The organism is Arenibacter sp. S6351L (assembly GCF_023016025.1).
Classification (GTDB): Bacteria; Bacteroidota; Bacteroidia; order Flavobacteriales; family Flavobacteriaceae; genus Arenibacter; species Arenibacter algicola_B.
In genome coordinates this window covers 132,457-150,576 of record NZ_JALKBB010000002.1, presented here as the reverse complement: position 1 = coordinate 150,576, position 18,120 = coordinate 132,457, and the positions used below count along the sequence as shown (strand labels likewise).

Annotated in this window: 16 protein-coding genes; 4 read left to right on the top strand and 12 right to left on the bottom strand. The window is 38.8% G+C overall.

Going from position 1 to position 18,120, the window contains the following annotated elements; genetic code table 11:
- Positions 1 to 2 precede the first annotated feature (2 nt).
- Positions 3 to 1,445 carry a pyruvate kinase gene (pyk, locus tag MWU82_RS02525; protein WP_215949711.1) on the top strand — a complete coding sequence of 481 codons (1,443 nt, stop codon included), beginning with the start codon at positions 3 to 5 and terminating at the stop codon, positions 1,443 to 1,445.
- Between the two features lie 70 nt (positions 1,446 to 1,515).
- Here the strand turns inward: pyk and dinB are convergent, their stop codons facing one another.
- Positions 1,516 to 2,613, bottom strand: coding sequence for a DNA polymerase IV (gene dinB, locus MWU82_RS02520; protein WP_215949710.1), 1,098 nt, complete (start codon positions 2,611 to 2,613; stop codon positions 1,516 to 1,518).
- A 61-nt stretch (positions 2,614 to 2,674) separates the two neighbouring features.
- Between dinB and MWU82_RS02515 the strand changes: the two genes are divergently transcribed.
- Genes MWU82_RS02515 through MWU82_RS02505 form a run of 3 tightly spaced genes read left to right on the top strand, consistent with a single transcriptional unit; the run spans position 2,675 to position 4,352 of the window.
- Positions 2,675 to 3,382 carry an NAD-dependent epimerase/dehydratase family protein gene (locus tag MWU82_RS02515; protein ID WP_215949709.1) on the top strand — a complete coding sequence of 236 codons (708 nt, stop codon included), beginning with the start codon at positions 2,675 to 2,677 and terminating at the stop codon, positions 3,380 to 3,382.
- 5 nt (positions 3,383 to 3,387) lie between these two features.
- Positions 3,388 to 3,861 (top strand): CYTH domain-containing protein, encoded by a 474-nt coding sequence (locus MWU82_RS02510; RefSeq protein WP_215949708.1) that lies wholly within the window; start codon positions 3,388 to 3,390, stop codon positions 3,859 to 3,861.
- Positions 3,849 to 4,352 carry a hypothetical protein gene (locus MWU82_RS02505; protein ID WP_247095107.1) on the top strand — a complete coding sequence of 168 codons (504 nt, stop codon included), beginning with the start codon at positions 3,849 to 3,851 and terminating at the stop codon, positions 4,350 to 4,352. Before MWU82_RS02510 ends, MWU82_RS02505 begins: the two co-directional genes overlap by 13 nt.
- Here the strand turns inward: MWU82_RS02505 and MWU82_RS02500 are convergent.
- The 11 genes from MWU82_RS02500 to MWU82_RS02450 all read right to left on the bottom strand — a co-directional run bounded on the left by MWU82_RS02500 (position 4,344) and on the right by MWU82_RS02450 (position 18,095).
- Entirely contained in the window at positions 4,344 to 4,934 is a 591-nt protein-coding gene (locus tag MWU82_RS02500; protein ID WP_247095106.1) for a TetR/AcrR family transcriptional regulator, read from the bottom strand. The two genes, MWU82_RS02505 and MWU82_RS02500, sit on opposite strands and share 9 nt — an antisense overlap.
- Positions 4,935 to 4,952: 18 nt before the next feature.
- On the bottom strand, positions 4,953 to 6,371 hold the full coding sequence (locus MWU82_RS02495; RefSeq protein ID WP_247095105.1) for an efflux transporter outer membrane subunit: 1,419 nt from the start codon (positions 6,369 to 6,371) through the stop codon (positions 4,953 to 4,955).
- 5 nt (positions 6,372 to 6,376) lie between these two features.
- Complete coding sequence (locus MWU82_RS02490) at positions 6,377 to 9,514, bottom strand: efflux RND transporter permease subunit (protein ID WP_215949704.1); 3,138 nt, start codon at positions 9,512 to 9,514, stop codon at positions 6,377 to 6,379.
- A gap of 25 nt (positions 9,515 to 9,539) precedes the next feature.
- Positions 9,540 to 10,673, bottom strand: coding sequence for an efflux RND transporter periplasmic adaptor subunit (locus MWU82_RS02485; RefSeq protein WP_215949703.1), 1,134 nt, complete (start codon positions 10,671 to 10,673; stop codon positions 9,540 to 9,542).
- A gap of 12 nt (positions 10,674 to 10,685) precedes the next feature.
- The gene (locus MWU82_RS02480) at positions 10,686 to 11,189 is read right to left on the bottom strand and encodes a transcriptional regulator (RefSeq protein WP_215949702.1); all 504 of its coding nucleotides are present in this window, start codon (positions 11,187 to 11,189) and stop codon (positions 10,686 to 10,688) included.
- A 179-nt stretch (positions 11,190 to 11,368) separates the two neighbouring features.
- Positions 11,369 to 11,764, bottom strand: a complete 396-nt coding sequence (locus MWU82_RS02475; RefSeq protein ID WP_247095104.1) for a hypothetical protein — start codon at positions 11,762 to 11,764, stop codon at positions 11,369 to 11,371.
- 143 nt (positions 11,765 to 11,907) lie between these two features.
- Positions 11,908 to 12,927 carry a phenylalanine--tRNA ligase subunit alpha gene (gene pheS, locus MWU82_RS02470; protein WP_215949700.1) on the bottom strand — a complete coding sequence of 340 codons (1,020 nt, stop codon included), beginning with the start codon at positions 12,925 to 12,927 and terminating at the stop codon, positions 11,908 to 11,910.
- Positions 12,928 to 13,005: 78 nt separating this feature from the next.
- Positions 13,006 to 14,886, bottom strand: a complete 1,881-nt coding sequence (locus MWU82_RS02465) for a SulP family inorganic anion transporter (RefSeq protein WP_215949699.1) — start codon at positions 14,884 to 14,886, stop codon at positions 13,006 to 13,008.
- Between the two features lie 120 nt (positions 14,887 to 15,006).
- On the bottom strand, positions 15,007 to 15,636 hold the full coding sequence (locus tag MWU82_RS02460) for a carbonic anhydrase family protein (RefSeq protein WP_215949698.1): 630 nt from the start codon (positions 15,634 to 15,636) through the stop codon (positions 15,007 to 15,009).
- Between the two features lie 15 nt (positions 15,637 to 15,651).
- Positions 15,652 to 16,497 (bottom strand): universal stress protein, encoded by an 846-nt coding sequence (locus tag MWU82_RS02455; protein WP_247095103.1) that lies wholly within the window; start codon positions 16,495 to 16,497, stop codon positions 15,652 to 15,654.
- 5 nt (positions 16,498 to 16,502) lie between these two features.
- Positions 16,503 to 18,095, bottom strand: coding sequence for a SulP family inorganic anion transporter (locus MWU82_RS02450; protein WP_215949696.1), 1,593 nt, complete (start codon positions 18,093 to 18,095; stop codon positions 16,503 to 16,505).
- Between the last annotated feature and the right edge of the window lie 25 nt (positions 18,096 to 18,120).

The following is an 18,120-nucleotide window of genomic DNA, read 5'->3' as shown; positions in this document are numbered from 1 at the left end:
TAATGCCAATAAATAAAAAGACAAAAATAGTAGCGACCCTAGGACCAGCTACTAGTACGAAGAGTGTTCTTAAGGACATGATTGAGGCTGGAGTGGATGTCTTTAGGATAAACTTTTCCCATGCCGATTATAAGGATGTTGCAGAACGCATACAGATGATTCGTGATTTGAATGAGGAATTGGGTACTTACACTTCTATTCTTGCAGATTTACAAGGACCAAAATTAAGGGTCGGAGTAATGGCAGGTGAAGTGGTAGTTGCCCCGGGAGACGAAATAACATTTGTTACCGGTAAGCCTTTTGAAGGAAATGCGGAGAAAGTGTATATGAACTACGCCAATTTTCCTAAAGATGTAAAAGCAGGTGAGCGCATCTTGTTGGATGATGGAAAGTTAATGTTCGAGGTAATTTCAACCAATTCCAAGGATGAAGTTAAGGCAAAAGTGATCCAAGGCGGACCTTTGAAGTCCAAAAAAGGGGTGAACTTGCCAAACACCAACATCTCTTTGCCCGCACTAACAGAAAAGGATATTAAGGATGCCATTTTTGCAATATCACAAGATGTGGATTGGATAGCACTTTCCTTTGTGAGATTTAGTCAGGATCTAATAGACCTACAGAATATTATCAAGGAACATTCCGAACATAAAATTCCAATCATTGCAAAAATTGAAAAGCCGGAAGCAGTAGAAAACATCGATAAGATTGTGGCGTATTGCGACGGATTAATGGTTGCAAGAGGTGATTTGGGAGTTGAAGTTCCGGCACAGGAAGTTCCACTTATTCAAAAACAATTGGTGTTAAGGGCCAAAAAAGCCAGAATACCAGTAATTATTGCTACCCAGATGATGGAAACAATGATTACAAGTCTTACCCCTACACGTGCAGAGGTGAACGATGTGGCCAACTCGGTAATGGATGGGGCGGATGCCGTAATGCTTTCAGGAGAGACTTCTGTTGGAAATTATCCTGTTCAAGTTATACAAAAAATGGCCAGTATCCTGGAAAGTGTAGAGAACTCAGAACTAATTAAAGTGCCGCACGAACCACCACAGGTTAGGACAAACAGATATATTACCAAATCCATTTGTTACCATGCCGCCAATATGGCCAATGAAATTAAGGCCAAGGCCATTTCTACCTTGACCAACAGTGGATATACGGCTTTCCAAATATCTGCATGGAGACCAAAGGCCCACATATTGGTATTTACCTCCAATAAAAGAATCCTTACACAGCTTAATTTGTTATGGGGAGTAAAGGCCTTTTATTACGATAAATATGTGTCTACGGATGAAACTATCGATGATGTCAATAAAATGGCGTGTCAGAAAGGGTTTTTAGAGGTAGGGGACATGTTGATAAGTTTGGCCGCGATGCCTATAAAGGATAAGGGTATGGTGAATACCTTGCGCGTCTCACAAATAGAAAGCTGTAATTTTTAGAAACGGATTACCGAATATATATATAAAGGGCCTGTCTGGATTTTTAAACCGGACAGGTCTTTTTTTATCGTCACAAGTCGAATTTTAGTTGTACGGTAAGCACCTTTTGTTCCAAGGGTTCATTTTTTTCCGTATTTAGATTGGATAGCGATATCCCCAGTAGACGCACAGAATTTTCCAATTTTTCTTGGTAGAGCAGTTCCTTGGTGGTTTCCAATATCAAGGATTTATCGGCTATATAATAGGGTAGGGTCTTACTTCGTGTTTGTAAGGTGAAATCGCTATATTTTATTTTCAAGGTTACCGTTTTCCCTGATATCTTTGATTTTTTTAGGCGCTTTTCCAGTTCTGTGGCAATGTTATCCAATCTTTGTAGCATAAAGATCTCACTGCTCAGGTTTTCATCGAAAGTACGTTCTGCTCCCACCGATTTTGGGATCCTATTGGGCTTTACCTCACTGGTGTGAATTCCTCTTACCACATGGTAGTAGTAATCGCCGCTTTTACCAAAATTTTCCCTTAGAAATTCAGCTGATTTCTGCTTAAGATCTTTACCCGTAAAAATACCGAGATGATACATTTTGTCCGCCGTAACCTTCCCCACACCATAGAATTTCCTTATTTCCAAGTCTTCCAAAAAGGATATTACTTCTTCTGGATTAACTGTTTTTTGACCATTGGGCTTGTTGTAGTCACTGGCAACCTTGGCGAGGAATTTATTGATGGATATTCCTGCCGATGCGGTAAGGCCAACTTCGTCAAAAATACGCTGTCTAATCTCCTCTGCGATAAGGGAAGCCGAGGGATTGCCCTTTTTGTTGGTAGTAACGTCCAAATAGGCCTCGTCCAATGACAGCGGTTCCACCAAATCTGTATAATCGAAAAATATGCTTCTAATTTTAAGGGAAATCTCCTTGTAACGGTCAAAACGTGGGGGTACAAATATTAAGTCGGGACAGTTCCTTTTGGCCAAGTAGCCACTCATAGCGCTGCGGACCCCAAATTTCCTGGCCTCATAACTGGCGGCAGAAACCACACCCCTTTTTTCGGCCCCACCAACGGCCAAAGGCTTCCCCTTTAAAGCAGGGTTATCCATTTGTTCCACGGAGGCGTAAAACGCGTCCATGTCCACATGGATTATTTTTCGTTGTGGGAAATCCAATTTCATACCGTAAATTTATAACAAGTTGGCGCTATAAGGCCCCACCTAAAATGTTAAACATCCTATAATGGGCAAGGGACAAATTAAGTTACAGGAGAAAACGGCGATTGTACTGGGTGCTACCGGCTTAACGGGAGGGAATTTATTGCAGATGTTGCTCAAGGATGAACGCTATATAAAAATTAGGCTCTTTTCAAGGAGCAGTATTGGATTTACCCACCCAAAATTGGAGGAACATATTGTAGACCTCTTAGATTTGGAGACTTATAAGACCAATTTTCTGGCAGATGAAGTTTTTTGTTGTATTGGTACGACCAAAGCAAAAACCCCCGATACGGAAATGTATAAAAGGATAGATTTTGGAATACCGGTTTCGGCGGCCAAAATTAGCCGTATAAATGGTATTGAAACCTTCCTTGTCATCTCGGCTATGGGAGCCAATTCCAAAAGCGGCGTTAACTATAACAGGATAAAAGGGGAAATGGAAGAAGCTGTTTTAAAGTGTGGCATCCCTAACACCTACATTTTACAACCCTCGTTAATAGGTGGTAAGCGGGAGGAGCAACGAATGGGGGAATGGCTGGCCAAGCAGTTTATGAAAATTCTTAATTTTGTTCTGGTTGGACCCTTGGAAAAATTTAGGTCTATTGATCCAGAAGTCATTGCGGGTGCCATGGTATGGTTGGCCAATAATAGTTATGACCAGGTCAAAATTCAATCGGACGAAATTAAAAAGATATACCATAGCCATTTTAATACATCAGTAACCAACTAGTATAAATGATAGAAATAGAGCGTAAATTTTTAGTGAAGTCGGAAGCTTTCAAATCAGACGCTGTTCAAAAGGAAAGAATTGTACAAGGTTTTTTAAATACGGATCCCTTACGAACGGTAAGGGTAAGGATCAAGGGAGACAAGGGATATATAACCGTGAAGGGAAAAGGTAACCACAATGGCACTACACGTTTTGAGTGGGAAAAGGAAATATCCGTTAAGGAGGCGGATGCCTTGATTAAATTGTCCGAGCCCGGGGTAATAGATAAGCAGAGATATTATATTGAGGTAGGGAAACATATTTTTGAGGTGGATGAATTCTTTGGTGATAATTCGGGATTGATAATAGCAGAAATTGAATTGGAACATGAAGATGAGGACTTTTCAAAGCCCCAATGGCTGGGTAATGAGGTGACTGCAGATGTCAAATATTACAATTCACAGCTGAGTAAAAACCCTTTTAAGACATGGAAAAAATAAGCTTGTTATGGGCTATTTTATTATTTGGGCAGTTATTTTCCTGTAAGGATTGGGGAGAGGTGCCAAGTGTAAAAATGGACCAGCAACTTGCTGAACCAGAGCTTTCCGTGGCCCAATTGAAGAAGCATTTGGAAGACCAAGGATTTCAAACTTTTTATTATATAGATGAAAAGTCCAAGGATACCATCTTGATGCAGCAATATTTTATTGCCTTTTTAAAGAGTGGTCCAAATCGCTCCCAATCCAAGGCAGAGGCAGATAGTCTACAGGCCTTACATTTGGCGCATTTGGGGAGTATGTACGAGCAGGGCTATGCCGATATTTCCGGTCCTTTTGGTGATAATGGGGATATACGTGGTATTACCATCTACAATGTGCCGACCCAAGAAATGGCAGATAGTCTCGCCAATATGGACCCCATGGTCAAGTCAGGACGCTTGGCGATAGAAATTAACTCTTGGTGGGCAGCAAAGGGATATAAACTAAGATAGGTTGGGGGCATAACTCTGGGTTGCTATACCTCTTAGATTGTTTATGACCAGATGTTCCAAAAGTTCCGAACTGCTGTATTGGTCAAAGAGATTGTTGCTTGAAAAAAGCACGTATTCCAATCGGTTTAAATATATATGGGAGGTAAGTGCCAAATTCACATTCTTTCTGATCTCGCCATTGATTTGGGCTTGTTGCAATAGCTCAAGAACACAATCATGTATTGCGTTTGCCCTAAATTCATTGAAAAGTTCGTTGGCTCTGGGATAGTATTTTTGTAGTCCCAATAAAAATGACGGACTAAACTTTTTAAGATTATCCAACCCTATCCTATAAATAGCAATGATTCCTTGAATAGGGTTGGTTTTTTCTTTTTCTATTGCCTCTGTTATTTCATTCTGTACTTTGGTCAATAGGTATTTGAGACTTTCCAGTACAATTTCTTCCTTGCTTGAAAAATACTGGTAGATCGTTTTCTTTGAGATGCCCATTTCATGGGCGAGGTCATCCAAGGTAAATCGTTTACTTCCAAATTTCAAAAACTTGGAAATAGCGAATTCTAAAAATTCCTCTTTGTTCTCCATTGCCTAAAGACTTGGGACCTATTGCCATCCACCACCCAAGGCCCGATACAATTCTACCGTGGTCGATAATTGAGATAGTTTATTGGTAATAAGGTTTAATTCGGCACTCAATGCACTTTGTCTGGCTGTTAACAGGTCTAAATAATTGGCGTAACCATTTTTTAACAACTCTTCCGAATTACTTTCTGCTTTTCGCAAGGCTTCCACTTCATTTTTTCTAAACTCGAATTTCTTGGTTTCTGCTTCAAAGGAAAATAACGCATTGGAGACTTCGCTTCCTGCAACCAATAAGGTTTTCTTAAAATTTAATAAGGAACTTTCTTGATTTGCAAGAGCGACTTCCTTTTGAGTTTTAAGTTTTCTTTGATTTAAAAGTGGTTGTGTTAATCCGCCGACCACCGTTGCAAATAAGGAGTTTGCATTAAGTAGTTTGTCTAACTCTAAACTTTGTAAACCTCCTGAAGCTGTTAAGGTAAGGGATGGATAAAAACTACTATTGGCCACATTGGTCAACTCAAAATCTTTAATCAAGGCATATTCTGCAGCCATAACGTCTGGTCTGTTTCTTAACAATGTTGCCGGTACACCCAGCTTAATTTCTTGATCGATGCTTTGAGTGTCCAATCGACTTCTTTCAAATTCTTGAGGTGCTTTGCCTAGTAAAATACTTAAGGTATTTTCTGTTTTAAAAATAGCAGTTTCAATATCTACTTGTAGCGCTCTAGCGCTATTGTACTGTGCTATGTTTTGGTCAACTGCAACTTGGGTTACCTGACCTGCATCTTTTAATGCCTTGATTGTTTCTACACTACTCTCTCTGGTTGCTATGGTTTGCTTCGTTACTTCTAACTGAGCATCTAGCGCCAATAAGTTGTAATAGGTATTCGCAATGCTGGAAATCAATTGTGTTTTCACGGCCTGATGTCCTGCAACACTTTGTAAATAACCTGCTTGTGATGCTCTTTTATTACTTCTTATTTTCCCCCAGATATCAGCCTCCCAAGATAAATTCGCAGTAATATCATAAGTGTCCAAACCTCCACTGAATATAGAACCGAACTGACTGTTCTCTGAATATTCCTGGTGTGTATAGTTGGGACCTACACTTAGTGTTGGCAAATAACCAGCTTTCCCTTGTTTTGCATAAGCTTCGGCAGCCATCATTTGCTGAATCGCGATTCTAATGTCCATATTATTTTGCAGACCCTCCTCTATGTATTGTTCAAGATATTGATCTGTAAATAAGTCTTTCCAAGATACGTCTGCTATAGAAACACTATCTGTTGGAAGGTTTTCGGTTCTATAAAGCGCTTTGGTTTCTATTTCTAAATCCGGCCTTACATAATCCCGTGCCACAAAACAACTTTGTAATGTTATTGCAACTACTAGTAATAGTGCCCCTTTACTTAAATTTCTATGTTTTATAATTGATTTCATAGTTCTTAATCTTCAATAGTTTGTACTGCTGGTTTACTAGAGACTTTTTCTTGTAGCCACTGAAATAAGATAAATAGGATAGGAATTACAAAGACACCTAAAATGGTTCCGATTAGCATTCCTCCCGCTGCTCCTGTACCAATTGAGTTGTTTCCTTCTGCTCCAACACCATTTGCCAACACTAAAGGCATTAATCCTAAAATAAAGGCAAACGAGGTCATTAAAATTGGACGTAAACGCGCTTTGGCCCCGTGGATGGCTGCATCAACGATACTCTCGCCATTCTTCCGTCTTTGTAGCGCAAATTCCACAATAAGGATGGCGTTTTTAGCGAGCAATCCTATAAGCATTATTAGGGCTATTTGGAAATAAATATTGTTTTCCAGGCCTAAAAACTTTGTGCTTATATACGCGCCAAATACACCAAATGGCAAGGATAATACAACTGCAAATGGCAATAAATAACTTTCGTACTGTGCACTTAATAAGAAATACACAAACAGAATACTTAATATAAAAATGAAGGTGGTTTGGTTTCCTGCATTCACCTCTTCCCGGGTTAATCCCGAATAAGCCACTGTATAATTAGTTGGTAGTTTTGCTACTTCTTCCTCAATAACCCTAATGGCATCACCTGTACTATATCCGTCGTTTGTGGCACCGGTTATGCTCGTAGAATTAAACAAGTTGAAACGAGTAACCGATTGTGGGCCATATACACGTTTTAAATTTACAAACTGTGTAATTGGTGTCATTTCTCCCGTATCGGTTCTCACATACATACTGTTTAAGGCACTTTCATCTGCCCTGTCTTCTGGCAATGCTTGTATGTATACCCTAAATTGTTTTCCAAATCTTGAAAAATCCGAGGCATAAATTCCACCAATGTATCCTTGTAATGTGGAAAAGATGCTGGTTATAGAAACTCCTTTTTCCTTAGCTAAGGGCACGTTCACCTCCATTTCGTACTGTGGGTAATTCGTATTAAATGCGGAGGTTGCGTATTTAATTTCTGGATGTTGCATTAAAGCCATGGTAAAATCATTCTTGGCTTTGTCCAAATCCGAAAACTCTCCTCCAAATTTATCCAGTAGATTAATCTCAAAACCAGCTGAGTTACCAAAGCCACGAATACTTGGGGGTGAAAAGAAAATAATATTAGCATCTGGAATTGTAGCAGCTATACCAAATAATTTTCCGGTAATGGCCTGCGCCGATAGGGCTTCGTCTTTACGTTCGCTCCAATCCTTAAGTTTTATAATTCCAAACCCAAAGTTACTTCCTGATCCACTAATGATACTTCTACCTTTAATAAAGTTAACGGCTACAATACCTTCAATACCGTCTATTTTGTCGTATAATTTTCTTGCTACAGCATCTGTTCTATCCAAAGAAGCCCCTGGTGGTAATTCAATATTTGCAAAAATAATCCCTCTATCCTCATTAGGTACAAAACCTGTTGGAGTTGTTGTTGATGCCCAATAAATTCCTATAACGGCAATGATCAATAATAGAACAGAAACAAATTTTCTTTTGTATAAAAACTGAAGTGATTTGCCATATTTGTCTACTGTAGCGTTAAAGCCACGATTGAATAAGGTGTAAAAACGTTTTAATGGACTTTTTCCTTTTAGTTCTTCGTCGTCCTTGTGTTCTTTTAATAATAGGGCACATAAGGCCGGACTTAAGGTTAAGGCGTTTACAGCAGAAATAAGGATGGCAATAATTAAAGTGACACCAAATTGCTCATAAAAAACACCTGTTGGACCCGTTACAAAGGTTACCGGAATAAATACCGCCGCCATTACCAAGGTAATTGATATAATAGCTCCGGATATTTCGTTCATGGCTGTTAGGGTTGCCTTTTTAGGATTGTGTTCGCCGTTGTCCATCTTGGCATGAACAGCCTCCACAACAACAATGGCATCATCCACCACAATACCAATAGCCAGTACTAGTGCAAATAGCGTTAATAAGTTGATGGAATAACCGAAAACATTCAAGAAAAAGAAGGTACCAATAATTGAAACCGGTACTGCAATTGCGGGAATCAAGGTAGAACGGAAATCTTGTAAGAAGATAAATACCACTAAGAATACCAATAAAAATGCTTCTAATAAAGTGGTTATTACTTTATCAATGGATGCATTTAAGAACAAACTTGTATCGTATGGCACAAAAATGTCCAGACCTTCTGGAAGGTCAGCTTTAACCGATTCCAAAGTAATTTTAATGTTCTCAATAATTTCTTGGGCGTTGGAACCTTTTGTTTGAAAGATTCCCATAAACACCGCAGGATGACCTTTACTCATCGCGTTAGCCGCGTAAGATTGTGCATCCAACTCGATAGTAGCCACATCTTTTAAGCGTAAAAACTCGCCATTTCCTAAAGCTTTAATGACAATGTCGCTGTATTGGCTTTCATTTTTAAAGCGTCCGCTATAGGTTAAGGTATATGAAAACGATTCTCCATTGTTCTGACCTAAGGAACCGGCCGCAGCTTCTAAATTTTGTTCTGCCAATACTGCAGAAATGTCTGAAGGAATTAAACCGTATGATGCTAACTTTTCTGGATTTAACCAGATTCGCATGGCATAATCCTGTTGTGAGAAAACACTAACATCCCCAACACCGCTGATACGTTGCATTGCCGGAATAACGTTAATTTTTAAGTAATTCTGAATAAAGGTAGCATCGTAATCTTCGCTTTCAGAATACATGGATATAAACATCAACGCACTAGTTTCCTGCTTTTGCGTAGTTACCCCAGTTTGGGTTACCTCTTGAGGCAATAAGGGAGTAGCCCTTGCCACACGGTTCTGCACGTTTACAGCCGCGATATCGGCATCAATTTCTTGATTAAAATATACGGTAATTTCTGCAGCTCCTGTATTGGATGCGGTAGACGTAATGTACGTCATGCCTTCCACACCGTTGATTTGTTCTTCGATTGGAATGATGACGCTCTCCAAAACTGTTTCAGCGTTTGCTCCGGTATAGTTTGCAGAAACCTTAATAGTTGGTGGTGCAATATCAGGGTATTCCTCTATAGGTAAGCTAGTAATACTGATAATTCCTAGTAATACTATGATAATAGAAATTACCGTTGAAAGAACGGGTCTTTCAATAAATGTTTTTAACATGACTACTATTTTTGTTAGTTGGTGACTAGTTTTTAAATAATGTTGCTACTGGTTTAATGGCATCTTCAAAAGAAGTTTCTTGAGGTGTAATGACCATTCCGTTTCTTAGTTTACCAACACCGGAAACAATAATTTTATCCTTGGTATCTACACCAGATTCCACAACATATAAATTACCTACTGTTCCTTTCGTTTTTATAATGGAAGTTTCTACTTTGTTGTCGGCACCAAGTTTAAATATCATTATGTTCCCTTGTTGCTCAAAAGTAGCTGTTTGAGGTACCACTACAGCGTCCTTATATTCTATAGGAAATCTTATTTTACCACTGTTTCCATTGGTTAGGATTTCGTTTGGATTGTTAAAAGCTGCTCTAATTTGTATGGTCCCGGTGCTTTGATTTATTTGGCCCGTACTCGTTTGAATACGTCCTTTTTCTGAATATATTTTACCGTTGGCCAAAACCAAACTTAAGTCCGGGGAATTTTTAATACGTTCTGCCTTACTTTTCCCTTCAGAGCGCTGTAAATGGTCTATGTATTGTGCTTCATTGAAACTAAAGAATGCATATACTTGGTCAATTTCACTAACTGTTGTTAATGGGGTGGCATCACTTGGACTTATTAAGGCACCTTCCCTAAAATTTATGGCACCAACATAACCATCAATAGGACTTTTAATAGTGGCATAGCCAATGTTTGCTGAAACTCCGCTATAACTAGCCTTAGCCTGTGCTAAATTGGCTTTGGCGGTTTCCAATTGTACTGGGCTAATTATGTTTTTTTCTACAAGAGGAATCAATTTATCTACCTCTACTTGTGCCACATTAACACGTGCTTTTGCTGCAACGGCATCTTGATTTAAAGACTGTGTTTCCAATTTAAATAACACTTGTCCTTTTTTTACTTTTTGCCCTTCATCTACATATACTTTTTCAATATATCCAGATGTTTTAGCTCTTACATCACTGTTTACCCTTCCTTCAATAGTGGCAGGATAATCTGTATATCCTGTTACTGTTTTATGTTCTACTTGAGACACTGGAAAAGGTAATGGTGGTGCTTGTTGTGCCGCAGCAGCGTTTTCTTGTTTGCTGCCACAACTCACAATAACTAAGAATAGGCTTAGTCCTAGAATGGTATATAATTTATTAATTTTCATTTTTAGTTGAGTTTAAATATGGAATTTGTTGCTAATTAATTTTTCTTTTAATTCTTTAACTGACGCTGTAGCTTCATCTACAAACTTGACGTAATCATTATGAAAGGTTAAATCGAACTTCTCCTCGTCATTTTCAATTTTTAAATTATTTTGACTTTCTTTATATGCTTTAATCTCTAAATGAATAGCACGTTCTGCATTCCAATGGCTGATCATTCTATCCACATGCTGAATAATTGTATTTTTATTGATTATAAAATACTTTTTCCGGTCTCCTGTCTTTGTGTAATACTCAATTTTATTTAAATCCTGTAAATGATTAAGGTGTGTAGAAATTGTACTTTTACTTGCACATAGTATAGTTACCATATCTTCAAAAGTGGATCCTTTTTTCCCCGTAAGGATTATATATGCCATAATACGTGCTGCAACAGGTGCCAATTGCTCCCTACCCTCTAAATGAACGCCTAGTTTTTCAACCAAGGCCATTTTCTGTTTGCAGATGTTGTCTTTCATTTTAATTGCTTTATTACTGTTTTCGGAATACAAATTAGCTGTACTCAGTAAAACAGGGCGCAAAGATACTTGTTAGTTCTGAACAAACCGAACTAAACGAAATTAAAGTTTTGTTAAATTGAGAAAGATCCCTGAATAGGTTATTTAAGGCTTGGAGTTATATGGATATAATCAATGGACTATTTGGCTAGGACGCCTTCCAATTCAATAACCGGGATAGGCCCTAGATTGGATTCGCTTATAGAATATTTTTCGAAGAGGAAGCGTTTTTCGTATAGTTTGTCATCGGCGAAAAAAGTAACAAAGAATTCATTGTTAAAGGCTAGTATATCTTCCTGGAGCACTTCAATTTTTCGAAAACCTTTGGCTGGGATGTCACCTAATCCATGTCTCATAGTGGAAGTTTTCCGGTCGCCTTCATAACCGTTGGAAACAGCTATGACGGCTTCAATCTTGGAATCCCTATCGTTGATAATGTAGGCATTCCAATTTTTTTCCAAGAATTCATCATTCCATTCGTGTATAATGGCTACATGTACATTTTTCGCAATAGGAATTTCTATATCTTTTTTCAATTGTACAGAAAATATTTCAGAATCCTCCCAACTATAGTAGTTGGTGAAATTTTGTTAATACTATATTTAAAAGGTAGACCTCTTTTCCAAAAAGGATACCATATTATGGGATTGCCAAATTTGTTGGAATACCGGGCTTAAAACTAAAACGCACTCTTAAACTGCTCCAAAAAGCGCACATCGTTTTCGCTCAATAGTCTTATATCTGAAATTTGATGTAGCAATAAGGCAATTCTATCTATACCCATACCAAAAGCAAAGCCGGAGTATTCGTTGGCATCAATACCACAATTGGTAAGGACATTGGGGTCAACCATACCACAGCCCATGATTTCCAGCCATCCGGTTCCCTTGGTCATTTTATAATCCGTTTCGGTTTCCAGCCCCCAATAAACATCTACCTCGGCACTGGGCTCGGTAAATGGAAAGTAGGAAGGCCTAAGCCTTATTTTGGATTTTCCGAACAGTTCGGTGGTAAAAAATTGTAATGTCTGTTTTAAGTCTGCAAAGGAAACATCCTTGTCTATATAGAGTCCTTCTACCTGATGAAAAAAGCAATGGGAACGAGCGGATATAGCTTCGTTTCTGTAAACCCTGCCAGGAGAAATGGTCCTAATAGGCGGTTTGTTGTTTTCCATATAGCGCACTTGTACCGATGAGGTATGGGTACGCAATAAAATATCCGGATCGGTCTGTATAAAAAAGGTATCCTGCATATCCCTTGCCGGATGGTATTCCGGAAGGTTAAGAGCGGTAAAATTATGCCAATCATCTTCTATTTCCGGTCCTTCGGAGACATTGAACCCTATACGGGAAAAGATCTCTATTATCTGATTTTTGACTATTGAGATAGGATGGCGTGTTCCAAGGCCCAAAGGCTCCCCCGGTCTTGTTAAATCACCGTAAATTCCTTTTTCCTCTTTCTTGTTTTCAAGGGCTTCCTTTAAAGCATTGACTTTTTCGGTTGCAACGGTTTTAAGTAAATTGACAGTTTTCCCAAACTCCTTTTTTTGCTCGTTTGGAACGTTTTTAAAATCTGAAAAAAAATGATTGAACAATCCTTTTTTTCCCAAGTATTTTATACGGAATGCCTCTATGGCCTCAATATCGGTAGAAGAAAAATTTTCTACTTCGGTAATATGCTTTTTTATGGTATCGATCATGGTATTCGGCTAATGCCGCAAATTTAAGATTTTTACGGCATTACCGACTACATATTTCATCATAAATTGGCTTAGAACTTATGCAGATGCTTCAGCCTTTTGTTTAACTGTTTTTTGATTTAAGTATGTTATGCATTCATCAAAAGTGTGAAAAATGTGTTCTTTAGGTATTAAATCAGGTATCAGATCTACTCGTTCCATCATATAACGTGGTTGATCCAGTACATCTACCAATAATACTTCAATGTTGGAGTTAAGCAAGTCTATAAGTACATCTTCCAAAGTGTAGAGACCGGATTGATCCATATACTGCATACGGTCCATACGAATAATAACCGTCTGTGCCGATCTTGGTATTTGGTTTGCCAAGGCTTGAAATTCACTGGTAGAACCAAAGAATAGGGGGCCTTTAATGTGCTTAATAAAAACTTTTTCTTTTAAATGTTTCGGGAAATTGGCTTCATCTGCCCATCCTTTTTCATGTTCCAAGGTTTTTACATCTGACCTTTCTGCGGTAAGATCCCCCATTTTTTTCATAAACATTAAGGAGGCAATTACCAGACCAACACCCACTGCATAGACCAAATTCCATACCGAAGAAAGAACAAGTACAACAAGCATAATGATAACTTCAGAACTTAATTTAATTGGGCCAAGGCTTATGTCTTTCGGTAAACTTGGTATGGCTTTTAAGCCTTTATAATCCATAACACCTATACCTACGGTAACCAATATCCCGGCAAGTACCGCTGCAGGTATTTGCGATGCAACTGGGCCCAAAGCTAAAAGAATGATTAAAAGCAGTACACCCGCAACCATACCCGATAGTTTGGTTTTACCCCCTGCATTTATATTTACTACTGTACGGATAGTGGCACCGGCTCCGGGTATTCCTCCAAAAATGGCCGCTATACTGTTGCCTATACCCTGACCTACAAGTTCTTTATTGGGTTGATGCTTTGTTTTGGTCATGTTATCCGCTACTACAGAGGTCAAAAGCGAATCTATAGCTCCCAATAAGGCCAATGTTAAAGCAGTAAAGATATAGGGAGTTACCGAACTGAGTTTAAAAGCGGTGAATATTTCAAGATTGGGCACGGGGAAACCACTAGGTATTTCTTCAATAGGACGGTAGTTGAGTCCAAATCCGTATGCCACTCCCGAAACTACAATTAGGGCTACCAATGCACTTGGGATGGCAGTTGTAATTTTTTTGAAACCGTAAATAATAGCTATGGTGGATAAGGCCAAAATAAGTTCTAGCCAATTGATGTTTTGCAAAGCTCTGGGGAGTACTTTTATTGTCCCGAAAACCCCTGATGCCTCAGTTTTGGCCAGGGTTCTGGCTTCTTTATTCACATCATTTTCGGTAATTCCTTCTGAACGTTTGATAGTTTCTTCAAAATTTTCCAAAACTAGAATGCCTTCGCCAGCCTCTTCTTTAAGAATATTTTCTAATATGATTTCCTCTGCCAGTGGTTTGTATTGTGATACAAACTCGTCATCTTCTTTTGGGTAATACCCTACAGATGGTAAAATTTGTGTAACCAATATGATAACCCCAATTGCGGTCATAAAACCGGAAACCACGGGATATGGGATGTAACGAATGTACTTGCCTATACCTAAAAGGCCAAGACCTATTTGCATAAGGCCGGCCAATAAAAATACAATAAGAATGGCGGGAAGGGCCTTTTCTATGCTTCCGTCATTGAGGGCCACAATACCTGCTATAACCACCATACTTACAGCCGTCATTGGAGCCGTGGGACCGGATATTTGGGTGTTGGTGCCTCCAAAAAGTGCAGCAAAAAAACTGATGAATATTGCGCCATACAGTCCGGCACTTGGTCCAAGTCCAGAACTTACACCAAAGGCTAAGGCTAGTGGAAGAGCAACAATACCTGCTGTAATTCCACCAAAAAGGTCTCCTCTAAAATTTGAAAAAAGATTTTTCATAATATTGAATTTAATGCTAGGTTAGTTTAAGTAATCATTACTTAAGATTGAAACCAACAATTGGTTTCAATAGGAAGAAGGCCAATATGGCAACATTGGCCTTCTATGTCATTGGGAGTATTATTCGTAGAAAACAACTTCACCATTGGAGACATCATACATGGCGCCAACAACTTTTATTTCCCCATTTTCTTCCATTTCAGTTAGAACAGGGCTGTTCTTGCGTATATTGCCCATTGTTAAATGTACATTCTTTTCAGCAACCTTATCTACAAACTCAAGGTTTTTGGAATTTCTTAAATTCTCTTCAGTTGGTTCTGTAACTGCCTCCACTGCCGGTTCTATCTTGTTGATCAGCGCGGTAAGATTGCCCAATCTTGCATGATCACAAGCTCCTTTTATGGCACCACAGCTGGTGTGTCCTAGAACAACGATCAGTTTGGTTCCTGCAAGTTTGCAGGCAAACTCCATACTACCTAGAATATCTTCGTTCACAAAGTTACCAGCTATTCGAATGCTAAAAATATCACCAAGGCCTTGGTCAAAGACCAATTCGGCAGAAACTCTGGAGTCTATACAACTCAAAATGGTTGCAAATGGAAATTGACCCTCGCTTGTATCGTTAACTTGTTCAAGTAGGTTTCTATTTGCTTTTAGGTTGCCCTGAAATCTCTGGTTGCCTTCTTTTAAATATTGCAACGCCTTATTCGGGGTCATTGTTGCTTGGGTTTCTCTTGTATGTGCTTTCATATTTATCTATTTTAATTATGCTATTTTTAGTGTTGTGTTAAAGTTATAATGGGTGTGTTTTTCCCCGGTTACCAAAAGATTAATATCTGATTTCCTTACCATATCATATATATTTAATAGTCTGGAGAGATCTTCTTTTTCCTTATTTCCTCCATCCAAAAACAATAGATCAATATTACTTATGGATAAGTAGACGGGAAGATTGTTCACCGTATTTTCATTGTGATCAAAAACATAGTTGATGGTCTTGCGCCCTAAGGAACTGTCTGTTTGCGGTAGAACACTTGAAGATTCAACAATGTTAAACGATTTCAATGCACTTTTTGCGTGTAAAAAGAGCTCTTCTGTAAAGGAGGAGTTAAATACCGCTTCGGAACAATTTAGGGAGCCTATACCTATCTTCATACCTGGTTCAAGGCCTTTATCATGTGGAACGATCAAGACTGTGCCCTTAAAAACACTTAGAACAAAGTTGATTATTCTATTTTCGGCCGTATTAAAATGTTTGCTCTTATGTCTTCCCAAGACTATAATGTCAGGGTTGTTTTCGCGTAGATACCTATCAATCTCATTTCTAATATTTCCAAAGGTACTGGAATAATTAACAGGTACCCCGTAATTATCAATTATAGGAGACAATATATCCTTCATTCTTTTATCCGCCAGAATATATTCACGGTTTAATGAGCGCATGGCCGATAATTGGTTTTCTTTCCCAATAACTGCCGTGGGCTTTGTTACATTTAAGACCTCAATTTCTCCATTGATCATTTGAGCCAAACTTACGGCACTTTTTAATAGGCCGGATATGTCTTCTTGTAAATCCGTGAATAAAGCTATCTTGTGTTTATTTCTTTCCATATTCATTAGCTTAAACTTAATTTAGATTTTGGTCTAGTTCTAAAGAAATCTGAAAAACTTGGTGGGTTTTCAACTACACCACGCTTTGAGATTAGTTGAATATCTATATTGCGATCTTTCGCTTTAACCGAAAAATCGTCTAGAATTTCAATAATATCAAGATCAAGATATCTTGTCTTTAGCAAGTTTATCTCTAAATAGGTGTCCCTTGGCAGGCTATCCAATTCTTTAAGAATGGCACCTTTATTAAAAAAGGTCACTTCTTCTGCAAGGGTCATTTTTATCCTGTGCTTTCCATTACTTACATCTTCCATATGAAGGAAATGGGAGTTCTGATAGCTTTTCAATAGGATAACCACAATACCTACAACAAGGCCAAGGCTAATACCAACCAGCAAATCTGTAAATATGATACCAAATACGGTAACCGAAAACGGAACGAACTGCTTCCATCCCAATTTGTACATCTTCACAAAAAGGGCCGGTTTCGCCAATTTATAGCCTACGATAAATAGTATGGCCGCTAAAACCGATAGGGGTATCATATTCAATAATTTTGGAATAAGAATTACGGAAATAAGTAATAGGAAACCATGAAAAATAGCAGATAGTTTTGATTTTCCACCAGATTGAATGTTGGCAGAACTTCTAACGATTACTTGGGTAATGGGTAGTCCGCCAATTAGTCCGGATATAATGTTACCCGTACCTTGGGCTAGCAGCTCGCGGTTGGTAGGTGTTACGTTTTTTTCAGGGTCCAACTTATCGGTGGCCTCAACGCATAAAAGAGTCTCCAGGCTGGCAACCAAAGCAATGGTAAAAGCAGTTATCCATACATCAGGGTTTGTAATTGCCGCGAAATTGGGAAAACTGAACTGTCCGAAAAATGATGCGGCATCCTCAGGAATCGGTACACTTACCAAGTGATCGGAAGAAATAGCCAAAAATGAACTGTTCTGTGTTAAAACAAAGAATATGATACCTACTGCAACGGCAACCAAAGGCCCTTGGATAAGTTGAAAAATCTTTCCTTTTTTGGAAAGTACCTTATCCCATAACAATAATATGGATAAGCCCACTATGGCCACCAGTGTTGCACCGGGGCTAATATTGTTTACGGTATTAAGGATTTCCGAAAAGGTGTTCTCCCCATCCACTTGAAAAAAGGCCCAATCGCCTTCCGGGTCAGGGTCATAACCAAAAAAATGCGGAATTTGTTTAAGTATAATAATGACACCTATACCTGTAAGCATGCCTTTTATTACGGATGAAGGGAAATAATACCCAATAATTCCAGCTTTTAGAATACCGAATATCAACTGAATGATTCCACCCAGTACAACGGCAACCAGGAAGTTTTCAAAACCTCCCAATGCGCCAATCGCTGTTAACACTATAGCGGCCAGACCGGCTGCTGGTCCACTAACACCAATTTTAGAGCCGCTTAGCGCTCCAACAACAATACCGCCAATGATACCGGCAATTAAACCTGAAAACAAGGGGGCGCCACTGGCTAAAGCGATACCCAAACATAGGGGTAGCGCAACAAAAAATACTACGACACTTGCGGGAAGGTCGCTCTTAATATTTTTGAACATATAAAATAATAATTTGGTCCTTAAT

Bases quoted from the DNA above. Each gene is read 5' to 3' on its own strand.
- pyk (WP_215949711.1), top strand. From the start codon at position 3: ATGCCAATAAATAAAAAGACAAAAATAGTAGCGACCCTAGGACCAGCT.
- dinB (WP_215949710.1), bottom strand. From the start codon at position 2,613: ATGAAATTGGATTTCCCACAACGAAAAATAATCCATGTGGACATGGAC.
- MWU82_RS02515 (WP_215949709.1), top strand. From the start codon at position 2,675: ATGGGCAAGGGACAAATTAAGTTACAGGAGAAAACGGCGATTGTACTG.
- MWU82_RS02510 (WP_215949708.1), top strand. From the start codon at position 3,388: ATGATAGAAATAGAGCGTAAATTTTTAGTGAAGTCGGAAGCTTTCAAA.
- MWU82_RS02505 (WP_247095107.1), top strand. From the start codon at position 3,849: ATGGAAAAAATAAGCTTGTTATGGGCTATTTTATTATTTGGGCAGTTA.
- MWU82_RS02500 (WP_247095106.1), bottom strand. From the start codon at position 4,934: ATGGAGAACAAAGAGGAATTTTTAGAATTCGCTATTTCCAAGTTTTTG.
- MWU82_RS02495 (WP_247095105.1), bottom strand. From the start codon at position 6,371: ATGAAATCAATTATAAAACATAGAAATTTAAGTAAAGGGGCACTATTA.
- MWU82_RS02490 (WP_215949704.1), bottom strand. From the start codon at position 9,514: ATGTTAAAAACATTTATTGAAAGACCCGTTCTTTCAACGGTAATTTCT.
- MWU82_RS02485 (WP_215949703.1), bottom strand. From the start codon at position 10,673: ATGAAAATTAATAAATTATATACCATTCTAGGACTAAGCCTATTCTTA.
- MWU82_RS02480 (WP_215949702.1), bottom strand. From the start codon at position 11,189: ATGAAAGACAACATCTGCAAACAGAAAATGGCCTTGGTTGAAAAACTA.
- pheS (WP_215949700.1), bottom strand. From the start codon at position 12,927: ATGATCGATACCATAAAAAAGCATATTACCGAAGTAGAAAATTTTTCT.
- MWU82_RS02465 (WP_215949699.1), bottom strand. From the start codon at position 14,886: ATGAAAAATCTTTTTTCAAATTTTAGAGGAGACCTTTTTGGTGGAATT.
- MWU82_RS02460 (WP_215949698.1), bottom strand. From the start codon at position 15,636: ATGAAAGCACATACAAGAGAAACCCAAGCAACAATGACCCCGAATAAG.
- MWU82_RS02455 (WP_247095103.1), bottom strand. From the start codon at position 16,497: ATGGAAAGAAATAAACACAAGATAGCTTTATTCACGGATTTACAAGAA.
- MWU82_RS02450 (WP_215949696.1), bottom strand. From the start codon at position 18,095: ATGTTCAAAAATATTAAGAGCGACCTTCCCGCAAGTGTCGTAGTATTT.